General features: G+C 31.2%; 23 protein-coding genes. 5 read left to right on the forward strand and 18 right to left on the reverse strand.

The window, feature by feature from the left end; genetic code table 11:
• The first annotated feature begins 272 nt into the window (after nt 1-272).
• Nucleotides 273-2,078 carry an SLC13 family permease gene (locus ABD730_RS03950; RefSeq protein WP_344712739.1) on the forward strand — a complete coding sequence of 602 codons (1,806 nt, stop codon included), beginning with the start codon at nt 273-275 and terminating at the stop codon, nt 2,076-2,078.
• A 47-nt stretch (nt 2,079-2,125) separates the two neighbouring features.
• Here ABD730_RS03950 and ABD730_RS03955 read toward each other — a convergent pair whose 3' ends face one another.
• From ABD730_RS03955 to ABD730_RS04015, 13 genes are all read right to left on the reverse strand, one after another.
• Entirely contained in the window at nt 2,126-3,058 is a 933-nt protein-coding gene (locus ABD730_RS03955) for a sterol desaturase family protein (RefSeq protein ID WP_344712741.1), read from the reverse strand.
• Nucleotides 3,059-3,279: 221 nt separating this feature from the next.
• Nucleotides 3,280-4,221, reverse strand: a complete 942-nt coding sequence (locus ABD730_RS03960) for an L-histidine N(alpha)-methyltransferase (protein WP_334466736.1) — start codon at nt 4,219-4,221, stop codon at nt 3,280-3,282.
• Nucleotide 4,222: 1 nt separating this feature from the next.
• The gene (gene egtB / locus ABD730_RS03965) at nt 4,223-5,377 is read right to left on the reverse strand and encodes an ergothioneine biosynthesis protein EgtB (RefSeq protein ID WP_344712744.1); all 1,155 of its coding nucleotides are present in this window, start codon (nt 5,375-5,377) and stop codon (nt 4,223-4,225) included.
• 1 nt (nt 5,378) lies between these two features.
• Nucleotides 5,379-6,602, reverse strand: a complete 1,224-nt coding sequence (locus tag ABD730_RS03970) for a bifunctional alpha/beta hydrolase/OsmC family protein (protein ID WP_344712746.1) — start codon at nt 6,600-6,602, stop codon at nt 5,379-5,381.
• A complete protein-coding gene (locus tag ABD730_RS03975; protein ID WP_344712748.1) occupies nt 6,599-7,123 on the reverse strand; it encodes a peptide-methionine (S)-S-oxide reductase in 525 nt (174 codons plus the stop codon). Before ABD730_RS03975 ends, ABD730_RS03970 begins: the two co-directional genes overlap by 4 nt.
• Before the next feature lie 16 nt (nt 7,124-7,139).
• Nucleotides 7,140-7,421: a DUF427 domain-containing protein gene (locus tag ABD730_RS03980; RefSeq protein ID WP_344712750.1), complete on the reverse strand. Its 282-nt coding sequence runs from the start codon at nt 7,419-7,421 to the stop codon at nt 7,140-7,142.
• Nucleotides 7,422-7,496: 75 nt separating this feature from the next.
• Nucleotides 7,497-8,456, reverse strand: coding sequence for an aldo/keto reductase (locus ABD730_RS03985; RefSeq protein ID WP_344712752.1), 960 nt, complete (start codon nt 8,454-8,456; stop codon nt 7,497-7,499).
• A 10-nt stretch (nt 8,457-8,466) separates the two neighbouring features.
• On the reverse strand, nt 8,467-8,964 hold the full coding sequence (gene msrA, locus ABD730_RS03990; RefSeq protein WP_215925089.1) for a peptide-methionine (S)-S-oxide reductase MsrA: 498 nt from the start codon (nt 8,962-8,964) through the stop codon (nt 8,467-8,469).
• 33 nt (nt 8,965-8,997) lie between these two features.
• A complete protein-coding gene (locus ABD730_RS03995; protein WP_344712755.1) occupies nt 8,998-10,566 on the reverse strand; it encodes a protein adenylyltransferase SelO in 1,569 nt (522 codons plus the stop codon).
• A gap of 166 nt (nt 10,567-10,732) precedes the next feature.
• Nucleotides 10,733-11,185 carry a peptide-methionine (R)-S-oxide reductase MsrB gene (gene msrB / locus ABD730_RS04000; protein ID WP_215925087.1) on the reverse strand — a complete coding sequence of 151 codons (453 nt, stop codon included), beginning with the start codon at nt 11,183-11,185 and terminating at the stop codon, nt 10,733-10,735.
• 409 nt (nt 11,186-11,594) lie between these two features.
• A complete protein-coding gene (locus ABD730_RS04005) occupies nt 11,595-12,431 on the reverse strand; it encodes a universal stress protein (RefSeq protein ID WP_344712757.1) in 837 nt (278 codons plus the stop codon).
• A 62-nt stretch (nt 12,432-12,493) separates the two neighbouring features.
• Nucleotides 12,494-13,327 carry a universal stress protein gene (locus ABD730_RS04010; RefSeq protein WP_334466757.1) on the reverse strand — a complete coding sequence of 278 codons (834 nt, stop codon included), beginning with the start codon at nt 13,325-13,327 and terminating at the stop codon, nt 12,494-12,496.
• Nucleotides 13,328-13,402: 75 nt separating this feature from the next.
• Nucleotides 13,403-14,251, reverse strand: a complete 849-nt coding sequence (locus ABD730_RS04015; RefSeq protein WP_215925084.1) for a universal stress protein — start codon at nt 14,249-14,251, stop codon at nt 13,403-13,405.
• 319 nt (nt 14,252-14,570) lie between these two features.
• On the opposite strand from ABD730_RS04015, the gene ABD730_RS04020 reads away from it, so the two are divergent.
• Nucleotides 14,571-15,188 (forward strand): DUF6134 family protein, encoded by a 618-nt coding sequence (locus ABD730_RS04020; RefSeq protein ID WP_344712761.1) that lies wholly within the window; start codon nt 14,571-14,573, stop codon nt 15,186-15,188.
• Nucleotides 15,189-15,217: 29 nt separating this feature from the next.
• Here ABD730_RS04020 and ABD730_RS04025 read toward each other — a convergent pair whose 3' ends face one another.
• From ABD730_RS04025 to ABD730_RS04045, 5 genes are all read right to left on the reverse strand, one after another.
• Nucleotides 15,218-15,667, reverse strand: a complete 450-nt coding sequence (locus tag ABD730_RS04025) for a DUF7793 family protein (protein ID WP_215925082.1) — start codon at nt 15,665-15,667, stop codon at nt 15,218-15,220.
• A gap of 11 nt (nt 15,668-15,678) precedes the next feature.
• Entirely contained in the window at nt 15,679-16,092 is a 414-nt protein-coding gene (locus ABD730_RS04030; RefSeq protein ID WP_334466767.1) for a hypothetical protein, read from the reverse strand.
• 187 nt (nt 16,093-16,279) lie between these two features.
• On the reverse strand, nt 16,280-21,154 hold the full coding sequence (locus tag ABD730_RS04035; protein WP_344712765.1) for a PAS domain S-box protein: 4,875 nt from the start codon (nt 21,152-21,154) through the stop codon (nt 16,280-16,282).
• Nucleotides 21,155-21,159: 5 nt separating this feature from the next.
• Complete coding sequence (locus ABD730_RS04040) at nt 21,160-21,531, reverse strand: response regulator (RefSeq protein ID WP_334466773.1); 372 nt, start codon at nt 21,529-21,531, stop codon at nt 21,160-21,162.
• Nucleotides 21,532-21,617: 86 nt separating this feature from the next.
• Nucleotides 21,618-24,662 (reverse strand): PAS domain S-box protein, encoded by a 3,045-nt coding sequence (locus ABD730_RS04045; RefSeq protein ID WP_344712769.1) that lies wholly within the window; start codon nt 24,660-24,662, stop codon nt 21,618-21,620.
• Between the two features lie 232 nt (nt 24,663-24,894).
• Here ABD730_RS04045 and ABD730_RS04050 point away from each other — a divergent pair, with 232 nt between their 5' ends.
• The 3 genes from ABD730_RS04050 to ABD730_RS04060 all read left to right on the forward strand — a co-directional run bounded on the left by ABD730_RS04050 (nt 24,895) and on the right by ABD730_RS04060 (nt 26,828).
• Entirely contained in the window at nt 24,895-25,686 is a 792-nt protein-coding gene (locus ABD730_RS04050; RefSeq protein WP_344712771.1) for a hypothetical protein, read from the forward strand.
• A 118-nt stretch (nt 25,687-25,804) separates the two neighbouring features.
• Nucleotides 25,805-26,368 carry a hypothetical protein gene (locus ABD730_RS04055; RefSeq protein ID WP_344712773.1) on the forward strand — a complete coding sequence of 188 codons (564 nt, stop codon included), beginning with the start codon at nt 25,805-25,807 and terminating at the stop codon, nt 26,366-26,368.
• A 70-nt stretch (nt 26,369-26,438) separates the two neighbouring features.
• On the forward strand, nt 26,439-26,828 hold the full coding sequence (locus ABD730_RS04060) for a VOC family protein (protein WP_334466786.1): 390 nt from the start codon (nt 26,439-26,441) through the stop codon (nt 26,826-26,828).
• Nucleotides 26,829-26,859: the final 31 nt, after the last annotated feature.

Below are 26,859 nucleotides of genomic sequence, written 5' to 3' on the forward strand. Positions count from 1 at the left end.
AAATGAGATTCTAAAATAGTACACAAACTTAAGCTTAGATTTTGAAATCACTTAACTCAAACAGTAATGAAAATACCTTAAATAAATATTTTAAAGAGACTATTTTGGTGGCTCTAACGCCTTCTAAATGAGATAAAAATATTACTAATTAAGTTACAAAACTTACTTAATTGATAACTATCTTTAGTATCCCCAACTTATGTTTAAACTTATTATGGCAAAGTGAATGAGACCAATAAGTAAAAGACAATTAATTTAACGCATTACTTTTTATGGAATTACCTATTATATTGGTTTTTGCGATTATTGGTGTTAGTATTCTGCTTTTTATTACTGAATTCTTTCCTGTAGATAAAATTTCGTTCTTTATTATTGTTGCTTTAGTGTTATCACAATTAGCTACTCCTGAGGAAGCTATTAGTGGTTTTGCTAACCCAGCTACAATTACCATATTAGCCTTAATGATTTTAGCTGTTGGCCTTGAAGAAAATGGTGTAATACAACTAATATCTGACGGTATTAAAAAATTAAGCATCCTTCCTCTTATTTTACTCACACCTGCATTTATGGTTATATCAGCGAGTATTTCAGCTTTTATAAGTACAACTGCAGTTGTAATTATCTTTATAAAAATAGTTAATCAACTATCTGAAAAATACGGGTTTTCATCATCGCGTTTGTTAATGCCTATTTCTTTTGCTGGTATATTGGGTGGAAGCTGTACTTTAATGGGTACTTCTACTAATTTATTAGTGAATTCTATTGCAAAAAAACATGGTATTGAAGCTTTTAGTTTCTTTGAATTCTCTTTATATGGTCTTGTTTTCTTTATAATTGGATTGGTAATTATGACGATTGCTTCTCCCTTTTTGCCAAAGAAAAAACAAAGCAATTTATCTAAAGATTACAATATTGAATCTTATGTTTTTACAGTTAAAGTGACTAAGGATGCACCGTTAATTGGCGAAAGATTAGGTGATATTGATTTTTTTAATAATGAAGATGCAAAAATCTTAAAGCTAATTCGAAATAACCAAGTTATAAACAACCCTGGAAAATACATAAAGCTATTAGCTAACGATAGTTTAGTATTAATGAGCAACTTGGAAAATTTTCAACCATTTATGAAAAGAAATGGTTTTGTATTAAATGAAAAACGACAAAAACAACAAACTCAAAATTCTGACAAAGCTACTTCTGAATACGATATGACCTATGTAGAAACTCTTATACTTCCTGGTTCCAACCTTATTGGTAAAACATTAAGAGGTTTACGTCGTATGTCTTTTCAAGGAGCTTATCCTATTGCTATAAAAAAGCGAAGAAACATAAGAAATACAAAAGAACGTTTATTACGTAAAAACATAAAAGACATCAATCTTAAGCCTGGTGATCGTATACTACTTGAAATGCAAGAGCATAAAATTTCAGACTTATATAATATTAAAAATATTGCTATACTAAACGAACACGAGTTTAAACCCAATGTTTCTAAATCTAAAAGAACAATGGCGCTCTTTATTTTATTAGGAGTCATTACTCTAGCTGCAACCAGCATTTTAAGTATACTAACGGCCTCCCTTGTTGGTGTTTCTGCCATGCTCTTAACTAATATAATTCAGTTAGAAAGCGTTTACCAAAAAGTCAATTGGCAAATTATTTTTTTATTAGCAGGAATGATTCCATTGGGCATTGCCATGTCTAATAGTGGTGCAGATACTTGGCTATCTAAACATTTATTAGTTTTAATGAGCAATCAAACTCCAATGGTAGTTTTAGGTATTTTATTTGGTATTACTATGCTTATGTCTGGAGTTATTTCTAACAATGCCACAGCTATTATTATGGCACCAATTGCTATTGCCGTAGCTAGCGGTTTGAATTTAGATATCAAACCATTTTTATTAGCCGTTATGTTTGGTGCTAATTTTAGTTTTTTCACTCCTGTTGGCTATCAAACTAACACGCTTATTTATGGTACTGGGGCTTATAAGTTTAAACACTTCTTAATTATTGGAGGTGTATTATCCTTGATACTTTGGATTGTAGGAACACTAGTTTTATCAACTCTTCTTTAATAAAAAAACACATCAACAAGTGTTTAAGTTTAAGCCTTCATAGCGCTTTACTTTACCTTAGAAACATTTTTAGCTTGTTCGTTTCTTATTTGTTTTATGGTTAATGTACTTCCGTCGTGACTCCAACCTGGTGGACCAAAAACATACATAAACTTGTGTTTCCATTGCTTAGATTTTTTCATATCCTCCCAAATATTTTTGTATTCATGAGTTAGAATTATAAAGATATTATAGGAATTTGGAGGTGTTGAAACTCCGTATTCAATATCAACTTCATCGTCTAATTCTTTCCAAGTTCCAAAAACACGATCAAAAATATTAAGAATACCTCCATGGTTTTTATCCATATATTCAATATTTCTAGCGTGGTGCACTTGGTGCATGGTATGTGTATTTAGAAACTTATCAAAGAATCCTAATTTTTTAACATACTGCGTATGAAGCTGAAATTGCCATAAAGATTCAAGACCTAAACAAAATAAAAGCATTGCTGGCGGAAAACCAATCATAACAATCCACACATAAAAAAAGGGTTTATAAAACAATGTAAACCAACCATTTCTAACAGCAGTTCCTAAATTAAAATTATCAGAAGAATGATGTACAATATGCGCTGCCCAAAATATTCTAACCATATGGTTTTGACGATGAAACCAATAATAAGAAAAATCATCTAAGAGCATACATATTACCCAAATATACCAAGCATAACCAAAGGACTCCCATCCCATTATATTAGTTCTAACTCCGTCTACCATAGGATTAAAAACCTCGTAAGCAAAATTAAAAACCAACATTACAGAAACAGTTTTTAAAAGTGCACCAAGTACTGCTGACCCTATTCCCAGTGATAAACTCGATACTAAATCCCTCCATTTATATAGGTTTTTATTATCAAATGTTTTGCTATAAGAAAGCTCAAGAGCTATAAAACCCAAGAAACAAGGAACTCCGTAAACGAGAGGATTAGTAAAATCCATTTATTATATTTTTTTTAGTTGTAGTCATTTTCCGCAAAATACAATTTCTATATTCTTTAAATTACATCTTATGGAATAATACTAAAAGAAGTTTAAATCCTAAAAAATATAGGACCAATACATATGATTTGTACTAAAAACCTATGAAATTGATAATTATTCTATTTATTACACTAGGTCTTAAAACGTAGCGACTTTTGATTAAGAAATTTTCTACATTTTTATTTTATTAATAATGTATCCGTAAAATAGTGTTTACAATCTAAAAAATGATTTTCAACTTTAAAATTACTATCCTTAGCAAGTTCTTCAATACCTTTAAGACTATATTTCTTAGATAATTCCGTCCAGATTAACTCGTCATAAGTAAAATCGAAACTTTCGTTAATTTTTTTCAATTCTACTTTCTGATTACGAAGACTTACTATATAACTACGCACTTCGCCATTTATTGGATTATAGTGACAATAAAAATCGAAATCATCTATTTTAAAATCGGCATCAAACTCACGATTGATACGTAAAAGCAAATTAATATTAAACCGTTTAGTAATGCCATGCTTATCAAAATAAGCATTCTGAATTGTTATAGGATTCTTTTTTAAATCTACACCTAAAAGCAATTTATCACCTTGCTTCATATTACTATTAAACAGCTGCATAAGCGATACAGCTTCATTTTTAGAGTAATTTCCAACATTACTTCCTAAAAACAATAATAAACTGGGAATCTTGGTTTGCATATTTTCTTTTGAAAGTACTTCAAAATAATCGCCAACCCTTGGATGAATAGATAGCTGTGGTAATTTTTGTTTCAATTTCCCTGTTAAATCATCCATAGCTCCTTGGGAAATATCTATTGGTACATAATGAAAATTGATATTATTATTTACCAAGTATTCCAGTAGTTTAAAAGTCTTAAAGCCATCACCTGCACCTAACTCTATAATATTGAAGGGTTCGTTAAAATTTAAGGCTTCAATAATTTGCTTCGCCTGTAAAGACAAAATTTCAAACTCGCTATTAGTTAGATAATATTCAGGCATATTCATAATTTCCTGAAAAATCCGGCTGCCAGCATCGTCGTAAAAATATTTAGACGAAAGCGTTTTTTGTTCTTTAGAAAGCCCTTCTATTAAGTCTTTTTTAAATTGTGTATTCATATTATTTTACAAGTCTAATTCCCGAAAACATCCATTGTAAACTCGGATGAAAAAAGTTTCTGTAGGTGTGTCTGCTATGATTTTTTGCTGTTGCTATAGAAGCACCTCTTAATACCTGAAGCCCTATCATAAATTTACCATTGTATTCTCCAAGTGCTCCATCTGCTTTTGTAAAATTTGGATACGGTTGATAAGCACTTGCGGTCCATTCCCATAAGGCGCCCCAATTAAATTTTGAAGACGCTACTTCCCACTCAAATTCTGTTGGTAAGCGCATACCTTTCCATTCTGCAAAAGCAAAGGCTTCATAATAACTAATGTGCATTACAGGTTCATTTAATTTAATCGCTTCCAAACCATTACAATTGTAATAATGCCACTTACCCTTAGTAAAATGCCAATATAGAGGTGCTTTTATGTTATTGTTATTAATAAAATCCCAGCCTTCTGCATGCCACAAATTAAAATCCTGATAACCTCCAGCTTCAATAAATTCGAGATATGCTTTGTTGGTTATAAGTTGATTTGAAATTTCAAAAGGATGAATATATACTTTGTGAACGCCTAATTCATTATCAAAACAGAAATCGTTGCGTTTATGGCCTATTTCATAAACTCCTTCTTCAATAGAAATAAATTCTTGTTTTTCCTGTGCTTCTGAAAGTACAAAATGAGCATCGTATTTAGGGAATGTAGGTTGATGTCCTAAAATATATTTAATATCATAAGCCAACAGTTCTTGATGTTGCTGCTCGTGATTAATACCTATTTCAAGCAATTCTAATAAGACTTCCGAGCTATTTTCAGTTAATAAATCAATAACATTTTGCGTTACAAACTTACGATAAGCGTAAACCTCTTTTACAGTTGGTCGCGTCATTAAACCTCTATTTGGTCTCAATACACGTTCGCCTGCATTATTGTAGTAACTATTAAAAAGGTAAGCAAAATCATCATTAAAAACGGTATACCCTTTTTTGAAAGCTTTAAGAACAAACTGCTCAAAAAACCATGTGCTATGTGCTAAATGCCATTTAGGTGGCGATACATCTACAATAGGCTGAACCGAATAATCTTCGATTTCTAGAGGTTTACAAATCTCTTCTGTTGCATTTCTTGTTGTTTTAAACTTTGTAATTAAGGCTGTTGTATCCAAACTATGATTCTATTATTTTAGTGTCAAATATTACTTCGCTAGCTACTGTTTTATGAACAGGACACTTAGAAGCAATTTCCTTTAAGCGTTGTTTCTGCTTGTCGTCTAAATTTCCAACAAATTTTAAACGTTTAGAAATATGGTCTAAATACCCTGGTTTTTCAATATCTAACATTAATTCGTCACTATGTTTACGTGCATGAGAAATATACACAAAGACTTCCTGCAAATCCCATTTCTTTCGCTCTGCATACAACTTTAAAGTCATAGCCGTGCATGTGGCAATAGCTGCATTTAAATATTCATAAGGAGACGGTCCAAAATCGTCTCCACCAACACTAGCAGGCTCGTCGCCAACAAAAGTGTGATTTTTAGTTTGAAGCTGCGTTGTAAAATTATTCTCTTTTAAATTAAGATGTGCCACTAATTGTTCATCTTCTGTACTAAGCATTTTGTTTTCTAACTGTGGTAAATACAGTTTAACCCATTCGCCAATCATACGACCTACATACGTGCTATCTTTTGAACTTGAAAGCAAATGATCTGCATCATGCAAACTCACAAAACTTTTTGGGTGCATTGCTTTTAAATACAACTGTTGTGCATTTTCTACGCCAACAATCTTATCAAAAGGAGCATGCATTATGAGTATGGGTTTGCGTAGGTTTTTTGTTATCGTAGGCAAATCGGTTTTACTAAAATCTTTAATAAACTCTTGATTTACCTTAAATGGTCGTCCACCAATATTTATTTCCACCTCTCCTTTATCTGCAACCTCATCTATATTGTGTGAAAAATGCTGTGTTACGTGCTCTACAGTTGCTGGTGCACCTATAGTTGCAACCGCTTTAATATTTTCTAATTTAGATGCTGCAACTATAACCGCTGCTCCACCTAAAGAATGTCCTACTAATAAACTAGGAGCTTTAAAATGTTCTGTAATATAATCATTCACAGCAATTAAATCATCTACGTTTGCTGAGAAATGACTTTCAGAAAATTCTCCTTCACTTCTACCTAAACCTGTAAAATCAAACCGTACAACACCAAAACCATGTGCTGTTAAGGCTCTTGAAATATTTCTTGTTGCATTTAAATTACTTGTACATGAAAAACAATGTGCAAAAACGGCAAAGTAATTTGGCTTTTGATTGGCTGGTAATTCTAAATGCGCAGCTAGTGTATAGCCTTTATTATTTTTTATTTTTATTCTGTTACTTTTCATGATACTTTAATATTTAAATGTGCTGTTTTACTTATGTCGGTATAGTTACCAAACCTTTCTAAAAGCAATTTTAATTTTGGATTAATAAAGGTTTCACAAAATGGTTTGTTAGGATTTTTATAATAGTAATTTGAAATTGCTTCTCTTGAAGGTTTAAATTCTGAAAATGGAAGCACTTGCGTAACTAACTTATTATTAAATTTAGATTGCAGTGTTTTAAGCACGTTTAACACCTTGTTTTCTTTAATTTCATCAAAAACATAAATTGCAGAACGGTATTTTTGGCGCATGCTATGATCCGATGTACTTTTATGCGTGTACAAATGAATTTCAATTAACACCTCTAACGAAATTAAAGCTGCATTATAATTTACAATTACCGCTTCAGACAATGTAGCATTATCTCCGCTTGAAGAAATCCAACCTTGCTGTACTTGCTCTACACCAATAAGTGACTGAAAGACAGCCTCTGTACACCAATGACATCCTCCACCAAATCCTATTTTTTCAAAGTGCTTCATTACTATTTACAACGCTTTATTCTGTGACCTCTACTCCTCTCCAAAAAGCAACGTGGTTTTTTATTCCTTTTGCTAACTCTGATGGATTCTCATAATACCAAGCTGCATCTTTATTTTCTTTCCCATTTACTTCTAATGTGTAATAAGATGCTTTACCCTTCCATGGACATGTAGAGTGTAAATCACTTGGTTTAAAAAACGCTTTATTTAAACTCTCATGAGGAAAATAATGGTTCCCTTCAATGACCACTGTATTATTACTTTCTGCGATGACTTGATTTTCCCAAATTGCTTTCATTATATACTTTATATTTTAATCGTAATAGTTTTTCTATTATACATCACAAGTAAGCCTCAATTACATAGGCTTAGTTTAATTCCATGCCAATTCTTTTCTTTCTTGCCAATATTTACGGTTAGAAATTCCATAGGTGCTTAACTCCGCTACTTCAGAAGTGGTTAATAAAAATTGTTTTGCTTTTAAGTTGGCGTCTAAGTGCTCACCACTACTTGCTCCACTTAATATTAATGCTTCAGGAAAAATAGCCATACAATACTGTAAAGCGATGGCATCTACTCCAACATGGTATTGCTTTGCTAAACCATTCATAAAATCGTAAAGGTTCTTATAGGCTGGATAATTATCGTTAGGAATTAATCGACCATTAGCCAAAGCTTCTTTTATTATAAACGGTCCTGATAGTTTTTTTAAAGCTTCTGCATATTTAAAAACGCTTTGATCCAAAATATTATAAGTGCATTGAAAAGATTGAAATAAAGCTTCATTTTCAACTTGAATTGATAAGGCTTTTTCTAAAACTTCGGTTTGATTGGCTCCTGTAGTAGACAACCCAATAGTGAGATTATTTTCCTTTTTTAATTCATGCAAACGTTTTAGAACTTCTGTATTTTCAAGAACTCCAGTATCTAAAGTTGCAGAATGAATTTGATATACTTTAAGGTATGGTAATAGTTGTTTAGAGTATTCCCATTGTGTATTTAGTTTATCAATTGAATGCTCTTTAACCTCATGTACTTTTGCATCAGGATTAAAATCTGCCACATAAGTATAACCCCATTTTGTAGATACTTGAATGCTTGGGTCTTTCTTTATTTTTAACCAATTAACTAGTAATTCTTCTGCCAATCCATAACCTGGTGAAGTGTCAAAATACCTGACACCTTTATCATAAGCTTCTTCTAAAATTTGAAAGCCCTTATTCTTAAACTCAGGTCGTGAAAAGGCACTAGAAGCGGTATTACTCTTAATATTGATATAAACGGGTCTACCGATTGCTGCTGTTCCTAATCCTATATTATTCTTAATTTTCAAGCTCTCTAAATTATTTAATGAAAGGTTCTTCAAATCTTAAATAATGACAGGTATAGCCGTTAGGATTCTTCACTAAATAATCCTGATGATTTTCTTCGGCAACCCAAAATGGTGAAAAAGGTTCTAAAGTAGTTACAACATCAGCATCCCATTTACCTGATGCGTTTACCAATTCAATAACCTTTTCGGCTATCGCTTTTTCTTCTTCATTTTGGTAAAAAATAGCAGAACGATAACTAGAACCTTTATCATTTCCTTGCTGATCTACGGTTGTTGGATTATGAATTCTAAAGAAATAATCTAGAATTTTTTCAAAAGAAGTTTCATTAGGATCATAAGTTAATTCAATGCCTTCTGCGTGGCCTGGATGGTATTTATAAGTTGGGTTATCATTTTCACCACCTTGGTAACCTACTTCTGTATCTATAATTCCGGGTTGTGTTCTGAATAAATCTTCCATTCCCCAAAAACAACCTCCTGCTATGTATGCTTTTTTATAGTTAGTCATAATTTATATTTTATTTATTCTTTTATATTTTGATTAGGAACTGCAAGACAACATGGAACAACCTACTTTGTTTCTTGCCCATTCTGGTCGTTTTGCAAACCATTTTTCTAATTCTGGTTGTTCATCATAAGGTTTTTTAAGAAGATTGAATAATTCTTCTATTACCCCATAATCTCCTTTAGTGGCATCATCTATTGCTAATTGCGCCATGTAATTTCGTAATACATATTTTGGATTTACAGCATTCATTGCCGCTTTTCGTTCCTCGTCTGAAAACGACTCATCTTGCAAGCGTTTTGCATAACGTTGGAACCAATTATTCCACTGCTCTATTATAGAGTCTGAAAGATCATCTAAAGTATAAAATGCCTTTTCAATAACAGCAAATCCTTCAGAAGGCTTTTCACTTTTGAAACGGCTCAAATTTCTAAAGAAAATGGTCATATCCGTTTCCGTTAATTGCAAAAGGTCTTCTAAATCTTGTAGCAGTAGTTTATCAGATGGACTTTCAATTTGTAATCCTAATTTTGATCGCATCATTTTTAGTGATTCAATATCAAAATCTGTTTTATACTGTTCTAAGATAGCCTCTAATGGTTCTGTTGCTTCAATTAAAGGGTATAATGCATTTGCCAATTGGTATAAATTCCACAGTCCAATATTAGGTTGATTACCATAACGGTAACGCCTATGTTCTCTATCTGTTGTATTTGGTGTCCATCCAAGATCAAAACCTTCTAACCAACCATAAGGGCCAAAATCTATTGTTAATCCTAACACAGACATATTATCTGTATTCATTACTCCATGCACAAAACCAACACGTTGCCAATGCACAATCATTTCTAAAGTACGTTGAGCGACCTCAGCAAAAAACGCAATATAAGTTGCCTTAGAAGGTGTACCTAAATGTGGAAAATGATTTTTTATGGTAAAATTGACAAGGGTTTTTAAGGTCTTATGATCTTGTCTTGCTGCAAAGATCTCATAACTTCCAAAGCGTAAAAAAGATGGTGCAACACGTGCTACAATTGCTCCTTTTTCATAAGCTGCATTTCCATTGTACATCACATCTCGTAAGACTTGGTCGCCAGATAATGCCAAAGACAAAGCTCTGGTTGTTGGCACACCTAAATGATACATGGCTTCGCTACATAAATACTCTCTAACTGAAGAACGCAATACCGCCAATCCGTCTGCAGATCGCGAATAAGGTGTTTCTCCTGCTCCTTTTAATTGCAATGCCCAATGCTTATTATCATGTTCAATTTCGGCTAAATTGATTGCTCTTCCGTCACCTAACTGTCCTGCCCAATTCCCAAATTGATGTCCTGCATAACACATGGCATACGGTTTAGTATTAGGTAAAACTTTTGCTCCTGTAACTATGTTTAAAAAAGCCTTAGTTTCACTATCTTCTTTTGTTAACCCTAAATTATGAAGCATTTCTGGCGACACGTGAATTAACGAAGGGTGACTTGGAATTTTAGGTGTTACAAACGAAAAACAAGCTCTCTCGACTTGTCTTCTGTAATTTTCAAGAATAGAGTCTGCAGGAAGTGCTTTATTAAATTTATCTTTTATGTTGAGTTTTAATGTCATTGTCTTATTTCTTCACTAAAGATAATCATCTTTAATTCATTTGAACTTTTCAAATTGCAAGCAATTTATATAGATACTTATTTTTAGTTTAACTCATATCAATAAAAAGAGAGCCCAAAGACTCTCTTAATTCTAATTATGAGTTGAACTCTGATTTTTAATCTCCTTATTGATTTTCTGTTTGCAGCACCATTGATTCAGAGTTTATACAATATCTTAATCCGCTTGGCTCTGGGCCATCAGGAAAAACATGCCCTTGGTGTGCATCGCAAGTATTACATTGTACTTCTACCCTTACCATTCCAAAAGCAGTATCTCTTATATATTTAATTGCATTTTCTTTAATTGGTTGAGAGAAACTTGGCCAACCTGTACCAGATTCAAATTTAATTGTAGAGTCAAATAATGGCGTATCACAACAAACACAATTGTATTTTCCTGCCTCATAACTGCTACACAATGCTCCTGAATTTGGCGCTTCTGTACCTGCTTTGCGTGTAATTCTGAATTGTTCTGGTGTAAGAATAGCTCTCCATTCCTCTTCCGTTTTTTCTACTCTACGATCTGGTTCTGGGTTTCCTTTTACCGAAAAATTAATAACTTCTTTCCACGTTAACATAAATATGATCCTTTCTTTTAATTAGAATGCTAAATTACTAATTGTTACTTATTAAGTAGCATTATAATGGCTTATTAAACGGTGTTCTCTAAATGAATTTAAGCAAAGAACACGTCTTTACCTCCAGGTTTTGTCGAAAAAAAGAATAAAACTTTCACTTTTTAAGAGCAGTCATAAACACCGTAAAATAACAATAAGATTATCAGCTTTTTATCACTTACAACCACCATTAAAATAGATAAAAGAAATAACAGCTTACGAACTAGCAACTCACTATAACTTTAGTTCTATAAAATACAAAAACGTAACACATAAAATGGTTACGTTTTTAAAAATTGTTAGCGCTATGGTAAATAAAACTTAGGTGACTTTATTTAACACCTGTAATTCTAGCATAAAAAATCTGCTATTAACAGCTCGTACATGGTATTACTAAAAAAGGAATGGTTAGTTGATACCCTAAATTCTTTATAACTGGTTCATTAACGATATTTTCAATAAAGCTATGCTCATAATTAATCATCACCAGAATATTAATATCTTCTTCTTTAATGAAATCATAAATAGCTTGGGTTTTCTTTGTATAACCAGGCTTCCAATGTAAACTATATGTATCCGCTTTAAAATACGATTTTAAATGTGATAAATTAGAGTTTTGAACATCTGTAAGTTTCTCTTGCTCGTTAATATGTATAATTCTTATTTTAGAATTATAACGTTCTGACATAACTTTTAGAGGTGATAACTCATCGCCATAAAAACGGTTAAAGTCGGTAGGAAAAGCTAATTGTTTTGGTTCTACAAAATCATACCTGTCTGGCACAATTAACACAGGTGCCTTCTTTACTTTTTTAATAATATTAACCGTATTACTTCCTAAGAAAAGTTCTTTAGCACCAGTTGCACCTTTGGTACCCATTACAATAAGATCTATATTATACTTCTCAATTGAAGCATCTATAGCATCGTATAAATCACCAGAACTTATAATAATCTCAAACTCATGGTTTGTATTTGTATTATAGTTTTCTGCCTTATTCTTTATCTCTTTAAGCTCATCCTTGGCCTGACTAGATACTGTTTCTAATAACTTATTAGAAAAACTAGACATGGTTGACACTTTCATTTTATACGAATTCAAAAAATAGAATTTACAATCTAAATTTTGATATAGTTTTAGTGCATAAATAGCCGCGCTCCATGCGTTTTCGGAAAAATCTGTTGGCAGTAGAATATTTTTTTTCATAGCTAAAAGTAGTTATTTTTTGGCAAAATACAATCCACAACTATGTTATAAAATGACATTTATCAGCTTGCACTTGGTATAACTAGAAAAGGGATAGTGACCTGAAACCCTAATTTCTTAATAACTGGCTCATTAATAATATTTTCAATAATGTTGTGTTCATATTTAATCATCACAAGTATGTTAATTTCTAACTCTTCTATAAAATCATGTATTGTCTCTGATTTTTTAGCATAATCTGGCATCCAATGAAAACTATACGCATTGTTTTTCAAATATTTTTTTAGTACTCCCATATTATCAATCTGTAAGTCTGTTAACTTATCTTCTTTATTAATATGAAGTACCCTTATTTGAGAATCATAAAGGCTAGACAACTGTATTAACTCAAGTATTTCATCTCCATAAAAGCGTTTAAAATCGGTAGGAAATGTAATTTGTTTTGGTTCAACAAAGTCAAGTCCATCAGGTATAATTAAAATAGGACATTGCTTTATCTTTTGTATTGTGTTAACAGTGTTGCTTCCAAAGAAAAATTCTTTTGCTCCAGTAGCTCCTTTTGTTCCCATGATAATCATATCGATGCTATACTTCTTAATAGCTGTCTCTATCGCATCTTGTAAAACCTCTGAAGTATGAATAACCTGAAATGTATGATTTGGGTTTTTATTGACAACCTCTACTCTGCCCTTAAGCTCATTTAGTTCTTTTATTGATTTTTCCTTTAATTGATCGACATAAGTTGATGTAATGTACGTTCTTGATGTTGATTCTAGAAAAGACCAAGAATGAAGAAAATAAAATGTGCAAGTTTCATTAGCATATAACTTTAAAGCATATACAATTGCGCTCCAAGAATTATCTGAAAAATCTGTAGGTAATAGAATCTGTTTCATGTGCTTATGTTTATTGTTTTTGAATGGATATATATTGTTTAAATGATAAAATTTCGACTAAGGGTTTCTAATAAGTTATGAACGTGTTTTATTTTGCATAGCTAATAATGGTATTTTTAATCCAAGACTCACTTTATCAATATTAGATGGAAATAACATATCCTCTAAAAATGAGTGCTGTGTATTTACCATAGTAATAATGTCAATATTTTTTTCTTTGATATATGTTTTAATAGTGTCTGCTACCTTTCTACTTTCTTCATGGCAAAATTTCACGTCGTTATCACTCAATATATTAGAAATAAATGCTTTGTTATCTTCCTGTCTAATAGACAATTTATGACTGGTAGAAACATGTAAAACATCAATACTACTTCGATAAGATTTAGCTAAAACTGATAATAGTTTAAGTTCGCGACGCTTATAAGGCATCATATAATTGGTTGGAAATAAAATACGCTTAGGCTGTGTGTTTGTATAATTAGAAGGAATAGCCAAAATAGGACATTCTACATATTTTAAAACTTGAAACGTTTTACTACCAAACACGATATGGCGCTCATTTGATTTTCCTTTGGTTCCCATCACAATCAAGTCTATTTGTTTTCCGTCAGCAATAAGATTAACCTCTTCTACAAGCGTATTGTAAGCAGAAATGGTATGAAATGTAAACCTTGGATTTGGTGCTATTTCTTTTACTTTATCGAGCAGAATATCTAAATTATTTTGAGAGGCTGTTTTAACTTTATCTAAAACATCATCAAAGACATCACGAGATCTTAGTTCTTCATGATCGTAAAATTCATTTTGATACGCATGCATAAAGTAAAATGTTGTCTTTTGATATTTAAAAAATTCTAATGCATACCTAATTGCATTCATTGAATTTTCTGAAAAATCTGTCGGAAGAAGAATAGATAGCATAATGAGCGTTTTTATTATTTATTCATAAAATTAAATAGCTCACCACACATAAACAATGATATATGTCAGTTCAATTATTTTTTGGAATAGAGTTATAACTCACAACTCATTAAAACTAAATTTAATACGCTTTATAAAAGTGATGTCTATGCGAATTGCGTATTTTTACTTGAAATTGTAAGCCTTAATTATTTATAAAAACGAATACAGTTACAGAGAAAATGAGAAGAATTTAATTTTAAAAAATCACATAAATATGAAATCCTTTTAAGGCTTATTATTTTCAAATTTTGAAATAATCAATCAAAATTAATTTATCATGAATCAGATCAAAACCATGGTGCTTTTGCTACTATGTTTAACTATTAATAACACCATTGCATCTCAAACCAATTCTACAAGCGAAGAAACTCTTTACTTTGACATTGTGTACAACAATAAAACAATTGGCAGCCTAAAAGCCACTAAAACAAGTAATGATTCACTAACCTATTACCAAAGTTCTACAACTATTGAAACTCGAATTATAAAAAAAATTAATGTAAACCACGAGTACAATGTTACTTTTAATGGTAATATGTTAAAAACATCTAACGTAGATATCACTATAAATGATAAGCCACATGCCAAAACGTTTACTAAAAAGAGTGAAACGGGCTACCAGGTTTTAAAAAATGAAAAGGATAAAGAAACTGTAAAAGATCCTATATATTATGCAACAGTTCTGCTATACTTTACAGAGCCAAAGCACGTAGATCGCTGTTATTCTGAACAGACTGGAAATTTTAACACCATAATAGCGTTAGGAAATCATGCCTACAAGAAAGTGAATTCCAAAGAGCGAGAAAACAATTATTATTACAAAAATGGTCTTTTAAAAAGGGCTAGTATAGACGGAGGATTAATTAAGTTTGACATTATTGCTAGAAACAAATAATAGTCACAGAGTTAACACTTAAAAACGAATTACACTCCATGTCTATTTATTGATAAATTATGCGCAGTACCTTTATAAAACTTATCTTTTCTTTCTAAACAATATGCTTTAGCTGATTCTAAATCGGTAAAAATGGCAAACGGAGTAACTCTATCATACAAACGTTTATAAAAAGACAACAATAATTTCATTCCAAATGTATTAATAACATAAGACTCTGAAATTCTTAATTTAATTAACTCAGGATTATGAGCCATTAATTTAGCTGCAGACACAGAAAAAGTACCACAAGTATCTTTTAAATCTATGAGAAATGGCATTGGTTTGCCATCGCACAATTTTGTAATAGCTTTAATGTATAGCTTAACATTATTTAATTCTAATTTAAAATTTGGATCATTATTACTAAACTCACAGTAAAGAATTCCTGTTTCATCTGTCCAGAACACAGCATTATTAAATCCAATAATTTTACACATACTATTTACTCTTAACTAACTCTATTAAAAATCTGATAATTGTTTTGGCAGTATGCTAGCGCAACATTAAAATCTGTGTGTATTTTATTAGGGACAACCTTATTACCTGTAATATTGTTTATTGCTAATAGAATTTTTAAACTAGTAGAACGCACTAAAAACACTCTAGAAAGTACTAAGGTGTTTATTGAAACACTATTTGAGATGAGTATAAATATCTCTATCGAATCAGAACTATTTAATTGTTTTAAATCTAATAGAAGTGGCTTATACTCTCTATCATACAAAGTAGAAATAGCATTATACAATGCCTCTTCTGTTCTTGTCTTGTCATACGTTTTAAAAAAAGCAGGACTTAATTTACAGCGAATTACATCATTATCTACCCAAAGTTTAATGCCGTCATATTGAATTACATCTCTCATAATATTTGTTTTGAATTGCAATACCAATTGATATGCCAAAACAAAAGCACCCTAACAAAATAACACTTAAACAATTGATTGTTAGATAATTAAAATCACAACACTAAAAATAAACGTATTAAAAAAGTCACGGAATACCGCGACTTATTTTTTTATTTTTTTACAAATTAACGGAATACCGTTTTTATTAAGGCTTTTTTATATCTAGCTTTTTCATTCTGTCTCGCAATGTACTAGGCTTGATTTGCAATAAGTTAGAAGCGCCATCTGGCCCACTTATTTTCCATTTACATTGCTCTAATACATGAAGAATATGATTACGTTGAGCAACATCTAATGATAAGTCTTTTTTATTGATTGGATTCACCGTTTGACTAGATGATTCAAACCCTGGAATAAACAGCGTTTCTTCTGTAGATAAAATCGTTGCACGTTCAATTAGATTTTCTAACTCTCTAATATTACCAGGCCAATCATAAAGCCTAAGTTTACTCATAGATTCATCAGCAATATATTTAATAGATTTACCATAATCTTTATTAAACTTATCTACAAAATGCTCTACTAACAAAGGTATATCGTCTTTTCGTTTACGAAGTGCAGGCACATTAATTGGAAACACATTAAGTCTAAAAAACAAATCCTCTCTAAAACGTTTTTTTGCAATTTCTTCTTTTAAATCTCGATTAGTTGCCGCCACAACCCTTACGTCTAACTTTTTTGTACCAGCACCACCAACAACCTCAATTTCTCCTTCTTGTAAAAACCTCAGAATTTTTGGTTGCATATCTAGAGGCAACTCTCCTATTTCATCTAAAAACAGAGTACCATTGTGCGCTAATTCAAACTTTCCTATTTTATCATTAAACGCTCCTGTAAACGATCCTTTTTTATGCCCAAATAATTCACTCTCTAAAAGCTCTCTTGGTATGGCTGAGCAATTCACCTTAATTAAAGGTTTATTATTTCTGGCACTAATATTATGAATGGCCCTTGCTAATAATTCTTTTCCTGTTCCAGACTCTCCAAGCAATAATACTGTTGCATTTGTAGGCGCTACTTTTTCTATTTCAGTTAATACATTGCTAAACTCTGCACTTCCATACACCATTTCCTCGTAGTTAAACACCAGATCTAACTCGTTTCTTAAGTATACATTTTCTTGCTCTAACTGATCCCTAAGTTTATTAAGCTCTTCATTAGCTAATGTAAGTTGATGATTTGCTATAGCCGAAGCCTTTTCTGCCAATTTACGTTCTGTGCTCTGAATCATTAAAGACACTAAATTAGCAATAGAAGTAGCAAACTCTTCTTCGTCTGTACTCCATTCATGTAATACATCTACTTGTTCAAAACACAAGATGCCATACACTTCATTTATTCCTTGAATTGGAATACTTAATTTAGACTTAATGTTTAGTGTCGCCAAGTAATCTATAAACCCTTCTGAAAGTTCATGATTTAAAGCATCTGAGGCGGCAACTATTTCATTCTTTATTAGTGCTTCAAAAAATCTATCATTTCCTTTTCTACTATAGACCTCACCACTTTCGTAAGTATCCTTTTTTTGATTGTACAATTTTTCGCAAATCATTTCTGAATTCCCATTGTTAAATTTTAAAATACTTACCCTTTCAATATTTAACGTTTTTGCTGATAGTGCCGTAATTTTATTTAACGCTTCTTTATAATTTGTACCAACGAGGCTTGCCAACTCAATAATAACATTTTTTCGTTCTAATGATTTTTGGGCATTATTCTCCAAAACTTTTTTAGCCTTTTCTTCTTCAGATATATCTTTTAAAGTGCCAAATAAAGCGATAACTTCTCCTTTGTCATTTTTAATATTTCCCGTTAAAAAAGACGCTGTAAATTCTTCCCCACTTTTTCTTATAAACTCAAACTGAAACTTTGGTGCTTCACCTTTTGCAATTTTCTTGTTTACTTCTATTATTCGATTAAAGTCTTCCTTCTTTGCAAATGGGTAAGGTAAATTAAGCCCTATTAACTCCTCTTTAGAATACCCCAGAATAGCACAAGTTGAATTATTAACCATTATAATTTCACCTTGCAGCGTGACTATAATAAGCCCTTCTTGCATAGACATCATAAGATTGTCGTTAAATTCTTTTGCTAGTTGAAGGTTTTTTTCAGTTTTTCTACGTTCTGTAATATCTTCAATGGTGGCAAAATTTGACGTTTTTACACCATTCTCGTCATATGTACTTGAAACCAATACATGCACAGGAAAACGCTCCCCATTTTTGCGCATATATATATTTTCATAATCCCTTTTGCTTTTATCTTCTAATAATAATTGGTAACGTTTATCATTTTCTTCTTTTAACTCTGGTGGCGAAAAAGGATATGGGCGTTTAATGCCAATTAATTCTTCTTCTGTAAAACCCGTCATTTTACAAAACGAAGGATTAACGCTAATAATCTCAGAATCTAAATTTATAGCAAACAACCCTTCATTCATTGATTTTAAAAGGTTGTACGAAAACTCATTAGCCATTTTCAGCTCTAATTCATTATGTTTTCGCTCTGTGATATTCTGTGTCGTTCCAATCACTTTTACAGGATTAGAATCACTATCAAACATTAAATTCCCGATAACATGTACCCAAACTTCTTCTTTAGAATCTGCTTTTATAATCTTATATTCTATGTCAATTTTTTTTCTGTTATTAACACAGTATTCATAATCCTTTTTTACTTTTTCTTTGTGATCTGGATGAATAAAACTCATTAAGCTATCTACCGACTTCTCATAGGACTCATCTATGCCTAAAATTTGATCTAACACCTCAGAACTTCCCCATGTTCGCGCCTCTAAATCAAGAGTATAAGATCCGATATTAGCTACAATTTGAGACTGCCTCAAATTGTATTCACTTTCTTGAAGTTTTATTTCTGATTGTTTACGACTGGTAATATCCTGCATTGTACCAATCAGCTTTATGGCTTTTCCATCATTATCAAAAATCCATTCTCCTATACCATGTACCCAAATTTCTTTTTTTGTGTCTGGTTTTAAAACGCGGTACTCTTTATTAAATTTTGCATTATTAACAATACCATTTTCTAGATAACTAAGCATTGCTTCTTTCTCATCTGGATGAATGAGTTCTCCCCAACTTTCTATTGTCTTTACGTAGGATTCAGTGATACCAAAGACACTATTCAATACTTGAGATGATTGCCATGTTCTGGTATTTAAGTCTAAGACATACGACCCAATATTCGCAACTACTTGTGATTGCCTTAAACTATATTCGCTTTCTTGAAGTTTTATTTCGGCCTGTTTACGATCGGTAATATTTTGTATGGTTCCAATTAATTTGATTGGATTTTTTTTATCATCAAAAATTAATTCACCAATACCATGTACCCAAATTTCTTCATTAGAATTATATTTTACAACCCTATACTCTTTACTAAATCGTTCTTTGTTTGCTACGCAATATTCAAAATAACGCAGCAGTTCTTCTCTTTCTGCTGAATGAATAAGGCTATTCCAACTTTCAACTGTTTTAACATAAGACTCATCTATACCTAAAATTTCATTTAGCACTTCAGACCCTTTCCAAAATCCCGTATTTATATCTACAACATAGGATCCTATTTTTGCGACTGCCTGGGATTGCCTTAAATGATATTCGCCTTCTTTGAGTTTCTCTTCTGCTCTTTTACGCTCTGTAACATCACGCGCAATACCTAATATTTTACCATCTTTTTGAAGTTTTGAAGATATCTCTACTTCAATTATAGAGTTATCCTTTTTTATAAACTTTCTAGGAAAAACGATGGCTTCTCCTTTTAATAATTTCTCATGCTTGTCTAAGTTCTGAACGACCTCGCCAACCATAAAATCTTGAATTTTTAATTTTAAAAACTCGTCTCTTGTATATCCTAAACTAACATATGAAGCTTTATTAAAATCATATATTGTACCTTCTAAAGAATGCACTATAATAGCATCATTGGCCTGATCTATCAATGATCTATAAGATTCATCTTTCTTTTTTATTTCTGCTACAATCTTATATTTTTCAATTACTATATGAATTAAACTAAGGGTTAATTTAAGTTCACGAATATCTTCTAACGATGGTGTATTTATAGCTTTACTATAAATTGCAAAAGTCCCTAAAACTTTATTGTTTTTTGACAAAACAGGTAATGACCAACATGATTTTAAATTATGCTTTAAAGCAATATCCTTATAATCTGCCCATAACTTATCTTTACTAATATCTGAAACTATAACAGGTTTCTTTGTAAATGCAGCTGTACCACAAGAGCCCGCAAACTCTCCTATTTTAATTTTTTTAATCGCTGAATTATATGACTTAGGTATAGAAGGAGCTGCCACAAGATTAAGGTGTTCTAAGTCTTCGTCCATTAAACTTAAGGAACCAAAATAGTTTTTATGAACAGATTCGTAATTTAAAAGTAGGCGAGTAAAGATCTTATCAATAGGTGTATTTACAGCTATTAAATCTAAGATTTCATTCTTATGAATTAATAATTGCTCTGCTTTTTTACGCTCTAATACTTCTTTTTCGAGATCGTCCTTTTTTTGTTCTAACTTACTTATAAGTCGTTTACTATAAAGTTCTAAAACCTCTTGTTCTGAATATTTCTTTCTTTTTAAAGGCTGTAATTTTGGTGCAGCCTCATTTAAAACACCCTTTACTACTTTTAATATTTTATCTTGATCTGAAGGCTTTCTTAAAAAGTGAACAGCTCCCAGTTTTAAAGCAAAATCTTCATCTGGTTTTTCTGTGTAAGTAGAGGTATAAAAAACAAAAGGGATACTATAAAAGTTTTTATTTTTTTTGCACTCTTGACAAAACATATAACCATCCATGACTGGCATTAAAATATCAGAAATTATAAGGTCAATTTTATTACCATTCTTATAATTGTACTCTAATTTTTCTATGCCTTCTTTTCCATCTTTTGCCTCAATAACCTGGTACCCCTCCTCTTCTAGTATTACCTTAAGGAAATAAAGATTTTCAAATGTATCATCAACTATAAGTATTTTTTTCATATCCACTATTTGGTATTATGAATACTTTCCATTTGACTTACAAAAGTGTCTGGATTAATTGGTTTTTCTATATAGCCATCTGCACCAGCCTCAATTGCCTTTTCTCTATCTCCACCCATAGCGTAAGATGTCACAGCGATTATAGTTGTATTTTTAGGCAAACCGTTATGCCTAAGTTTAGCACATATTTCATAACCATCCATATCTGGTAATTGAATATCTAACAAAATAATTTCCGGATGGTTTTCATCTGCTAGTTTTAAACCATCAACTCCATTATACGCCTTTAAAACAGTATATTTTTTATTTTCAAGTAAATAAGATAACATGTACATGTTTTGTTGGTTATCTTCAATTATTAAAATAGATAGACTCATGCTTTTGTGTAAATAAATATTGCAGTTAATAGCTTAAAGGACTGAAATATATTACATTTAACTGTTTCATTTAATTTATTACCAATTTATTTTGTGTCAGAATTTTCTAATGGTAATTTAAATGTAAAATTACTTCCTTTCCCAAATTCGCTAGTTACAGCAATAGTACCTCCTAATTTTTCAATTAGGTTTTTACAAATAGCTAAGCCAAGGCCTGTTCCTTCATGGTTTCGACTTAAGCCAACTTCGAGCTGAATAAAAGGCATAAATAATTTTACAAGATCCTCCTTTTGTATTCCAATACCTTGATCTATCACTTGGGTAATTACAAAATCATCTTTTACGTTTACTTTAACAAGGATAGTTCCCTTTTTAGAAAATTTTATAGCATTAGAAAGCAAATTCAACAACACCTGTTCAATCCGTCGTTCGTCGCTCATAATTGTAATATCCATTTCGGTAATTTCAGTACGCATTTTAAGCCCTTTGGCCAAGGCTTGTGGTAATAAAAACTCAATCGTTCTTTCTAAAGATGCCAAATAATCAAAAGCATAATAGAATACTTTTAACTTTCCAGCTTCAATTTTAGAAATATCTAGCACATCATTAATTAACCCTAACAAATGCTCACCACTATTCTTCACCATAGAGAGCTGCTTTTTTTGCTCGTCATTCAATGGTCCTGCTAATTCTTTTAATAAAATACCGGTAAAACCTATTATTGAATTCATTGGTGTTCTTAATTCATGCGACATGGTAGCCAAAAAAGCTGATTTCATTAAATCTGCGGATTGTGCTTTTACTTTTTCTTTTTCCAATTCAGACGTTCTTATTTCTACTAACTTTTCGAGATTATTCTTATAGTTTTCTAATTCTATTTCAGCTTTCTTGCGTTCCGTAATATCTCGAATCACTCCAATTAAAAACTTAGTACCACTACTATCTACAAATCGTGTCTTTTTCGTGGATATAATACGAGTTTCTTTGTTACTAAGAGTCATTGTCTCCTCATTAATATTATCTATACCAGAATCAATAACTTGCTTATCAATCTTAAAGGCTTCATCGCGTTCAGAAGGCAACACATTTTCAGCGAGAGTTTTACCTATAACATCCTCTTTAGGAAGATCTACTAGCTTACAAAAAGCATCATTCGCCAACAGTATATGGCTATACTCATCTTTAACAAATACAGGATCACCAATATTATTTAAAATATTTTCTAAATACTTTTGACTCTTTATCAGTTCTTCTTCGGCTATTTTTCGTTCTGTAATATCTATAAGAATACCTATGTAACCATACAGTTCTTTTTTAGTATCGTACAAGCCAACGGTTTTAGCCGAAATCCAAAGCACTTCTCCTTTTTTGTTAAGTAATCTAAAATCTATAAGAAACTTTTTACCTGTTGTTATAGATTCTTGCCACGATTCTATAACATGATCTTTATCCTCTGGGTGAATAGCGTTTGTCCAACCAACACCTAAGGCTTCTTCATAAGTTTGACCAGAATACTTTAACCATTCTTCATTAACATAACTACATGTACCATCTTTATTTGCCTGATAAATTGCAGTTGGTGCATTGGCAGATAAACGCCTAAATAATTGCTCACTATTTTTTAGTTGTTCCTCTGCTTCTTTACGTTGTGTAATATCTTTTGCCACAATACCCAATGCTATGGGGTTATTTGTGCCTGGATCTTTTATTAAAAACCCGGACTTTTCAATAGGGATTAAATCTCCTGTTTTAAAATTCTTTAAATGTGTTTCTCCATTCCATTTGTTATTCTTATTAATATAAGGTAAGTGCTCATTTATGATGACGTCTTTATAAGCTTGAGGAAAAAAATCTGTAATTGAATCTATGTTTTCTAAATTGGTATTTAAGCCTACTAATTTTCGACCATTAGTATTTAGGTAAATAGGTTTACCATCTAAAGTAGCTAACCCAATAAATTCGTCACTAGTTTCTATTAAAGAACGCAGCATTAAGTTATTTGCGTCTGCTTTCTTTATTTCTGAAATGTCTGTAAAATATATTGTAAGACCATCTGATGAAGGGTATATTCTATTTTCAAACCATTTGTCTAATGGTTCGTAATAATCTTCAAAATATATGGTTTTTTGAGTTTCAACAGCCTCATGGTAAGCCTTATAAAAAGACAACCCTTCACCTTCTGGAAATTCTGTCCAAATATGTTTGCCTATTAAGTCTTCTATAGATTTACCTAAAAGACCTGCGGCTTTTTTATTGACATACGTGTAACACCAATTGGTATCTAGTGCTATAAAACCATCTGAGATATTATTTAAAGAATTTTCTAATTGAGTGGTTAATTTTTCTTCAGATTCATATTTTTCAACCTTTAAATCTAAATACTTTTTTTTGTATTGTAATATAGAAAACACATCGCGATCTTGACTGGCAATAAAAGTTGCCTTATAACCATCAGCATCTATAAATTTTAAATAAGCATAAAGAATAACGGATAAAATTAAAGCCGCAATAGACTTTCCTAAAATTTGACCTAATAATAATTGATTAAAATCGTCTTCACCATAATTAAATATTAAATTGAATAAAATAGCGTCAAAAAATAAGACTATTACTAAGGATGTAAAAAGCACGAGAAAGAAGGGTAACTTTTTAATTTTTGAAATTAAAAATTGATAAATCACAACCATCCAAATAAAATCTAGGAGCAATAAAATTTTCCCAATAGCAAAGTACTTATAATTTAACATGAAAAACGACGGTGATTCTACATCATTTACAGCTTGTGAATTAAGTTTGGGGTCATAAGTAACACTGTATAGAACTAATAGCAGAAAGTTTGAAATAATCATTCCTAATATAAGCACTCTTGCACTCGTAGTGCCTTCTTTTATATAAATCAACAAGACAGCGAACAGAATTGAACTAAAAATAATTACAGATCCAGAGTAAACCGTTAAATCATCAAAAACGGTTAAACTTATTCTTGTACCAGAAAGAGATTGTAAATATTGAATAGCTCCCAAGAAAAGATAAAGAGGTGCTAAGCCTAATGTCTTCCTAAATTTAAATAAAATAAGAATGCTAGAAGCTATTAGTGAAAATTGTAATATAATGGCAATATAGATGTTCATGCGCTAGTAAATTAAACCTCTTACAAGTTAAGTGTTTAATTAGAAAATACATATATAAAAATATAGTTTACTCAAAGTAAACCGCTTTTAGTGCCATTTAGTTACTTACCCACATAACTCTCTATATCACGTAACTCTCTATATATAAAACGGTTATATCACATATAAAAACAACTCTTCACAACAAAATCCGTAACTTGCAACTAACTACTAACCAACAATATAAAGAATTATGACTACAGAAATAAAGTTTGGAATACTATCCTTAGCCATAACATTTGGAGTTGTTATGGCTTTAAATTCCGAAAGAGTTATTACCAAAACTCATCATACTGAAACATTCTCAAAGATTAAAACTTTTACCTTTCCATCAAATGGAAGACAAACAAAAGGAAAAATATTTTTACCAGACGCTTATAAAACCAACAAAAATCTACCCGTTATCTATTTAATAGATTTTGCAGAGCAGCATTTTAAACTTGCCACAGACGAATTTGAAATGGTAATTAATGGTGTAAATAAAATTCAGGGATTTGACGCATTGGTTGTTAGTTTAGAAAACATTCCTGATTTTAATGCAGAACCAGAAACATTTCAAGAGCATTATGAAATTTTTGAAAATATGGCAGCTTATGTTGAAAATAGATTTACTAAAAACACTTCTAAAACATTAATAGGAAGAGGTAGTGAGTCTGGCATAGTCCTTATGGCTCTTTTTGCCAAAAACCAAAACAGTACTGGATTTAATCATTTTATTGTTACAGATCCATCACCAAAATATACAGCTGCTATTATAAGTTTAATTAAAAAAAATGATATCCCTAAAAAGGCATTAAATAAAAAACTTCACTTTTCGTTTTCAACAACTAATGACCGAGAGCAATGCTCTAAACTAATTAATCTAATTGAAGAAGCTAATTATAATTGGTTAGAATTTGAATCCATTGAATATACAGAAAGCGATTATGAAAACACGTATCCTATTTCTTATGCCACAGGAATAAAATATGTTTTTAATAAATAATATGCTTACAATAGCATTTAAAAGCAATTACATTTAACTATAAAAATTCCCTCAGGCTTTCTTTCTGCATTTTATTTGCTAAATTAGTTACCTAAACACGCCACTAATCCTACACAAAATGAAAAGATTTTTAATGACCTTAACTTTCTGCGGACTGACTTTAATAGCAAAATCACAAAATGCAAGTGTAGAACAATCGACTTACGGAATCCAAACGGGAATTTTAGGAATTTGGGTGCATAATGAATCAAAACTATCAAATCAATTCGTTTTAAGAAGTGAACTTGGACTTGACACAGGAATATATGGAAGTGATGCTAATGATATTGATGGATTTATACTCACACCTACAATAACATTAGAACCGCGTTGGTATTACAATTTAAACAAAAGAGAAGAAAAATCGAGACGAATAGATGGAAATAGCGGTAATTTCATTTCCATAAAAACGACATATCATCCTGATTGGTTTATAATCTCTAACGAAAGCAATATTAATTTTATAAGTGATATTTCTATCATCCCAACTTGGGGACTAAGAAGAAATCTTGGTAGTCATTTCACCTATGAAACGGGAATTGGAATAGGTTATATTCATTACTTTAAAGAAGATCATGTCATTTTAGTAAATGAAAGCGATGTTGCTGTTAACTTACATTTAAGAATTGGGTATCGTTTTTAATAATCTAATACAAACGTTGTACATACACCACCCTTAACTATTTCTTTAAATTATCTTAAGCTCTAAACAAATGCATACTTTTTCCTTTAATCATATAGCACTTGCTGTAAAGGACGTCAACACGTCTATTGAATTTTATCAAAAGGTACTTCAACTTAAAGAAATTGAGAATACAGCTTCAAACTCTAAAACAAGATGGCTATCTCTTAGTGATGGAAAACAACTTCATCTAATTCCTCGTCCAAATTCTGAAATAAAAATTAATAAAGCTGTGCACTTTGCTTTAGCAACATCTAATATAGATGCATTTATTAAGCATCTAGAAGATTTAAAAATCGAATACTCTGATTGGCTAAATACACCAAACAAAGATTATATACGAAAAGACGGAATTAAGCAGGTTTACTTTCAAGATCCCAATGGCTATTGGATTGAAATCAATGACGACACCACTTTATAACCGTACAACAAGTTACTAAACACTTCTAATT

Source organism: Winogradskyella damuponensis, assembly GCF_039538385.1.
GTDB classification, from domain to species: domain Bacteria; phylum Bacteroidota; class Bacteroidia; order Flavobacteriales; family Flavobacteriaceae; genus Winogradskyella; species Winogradskyella damuponensis.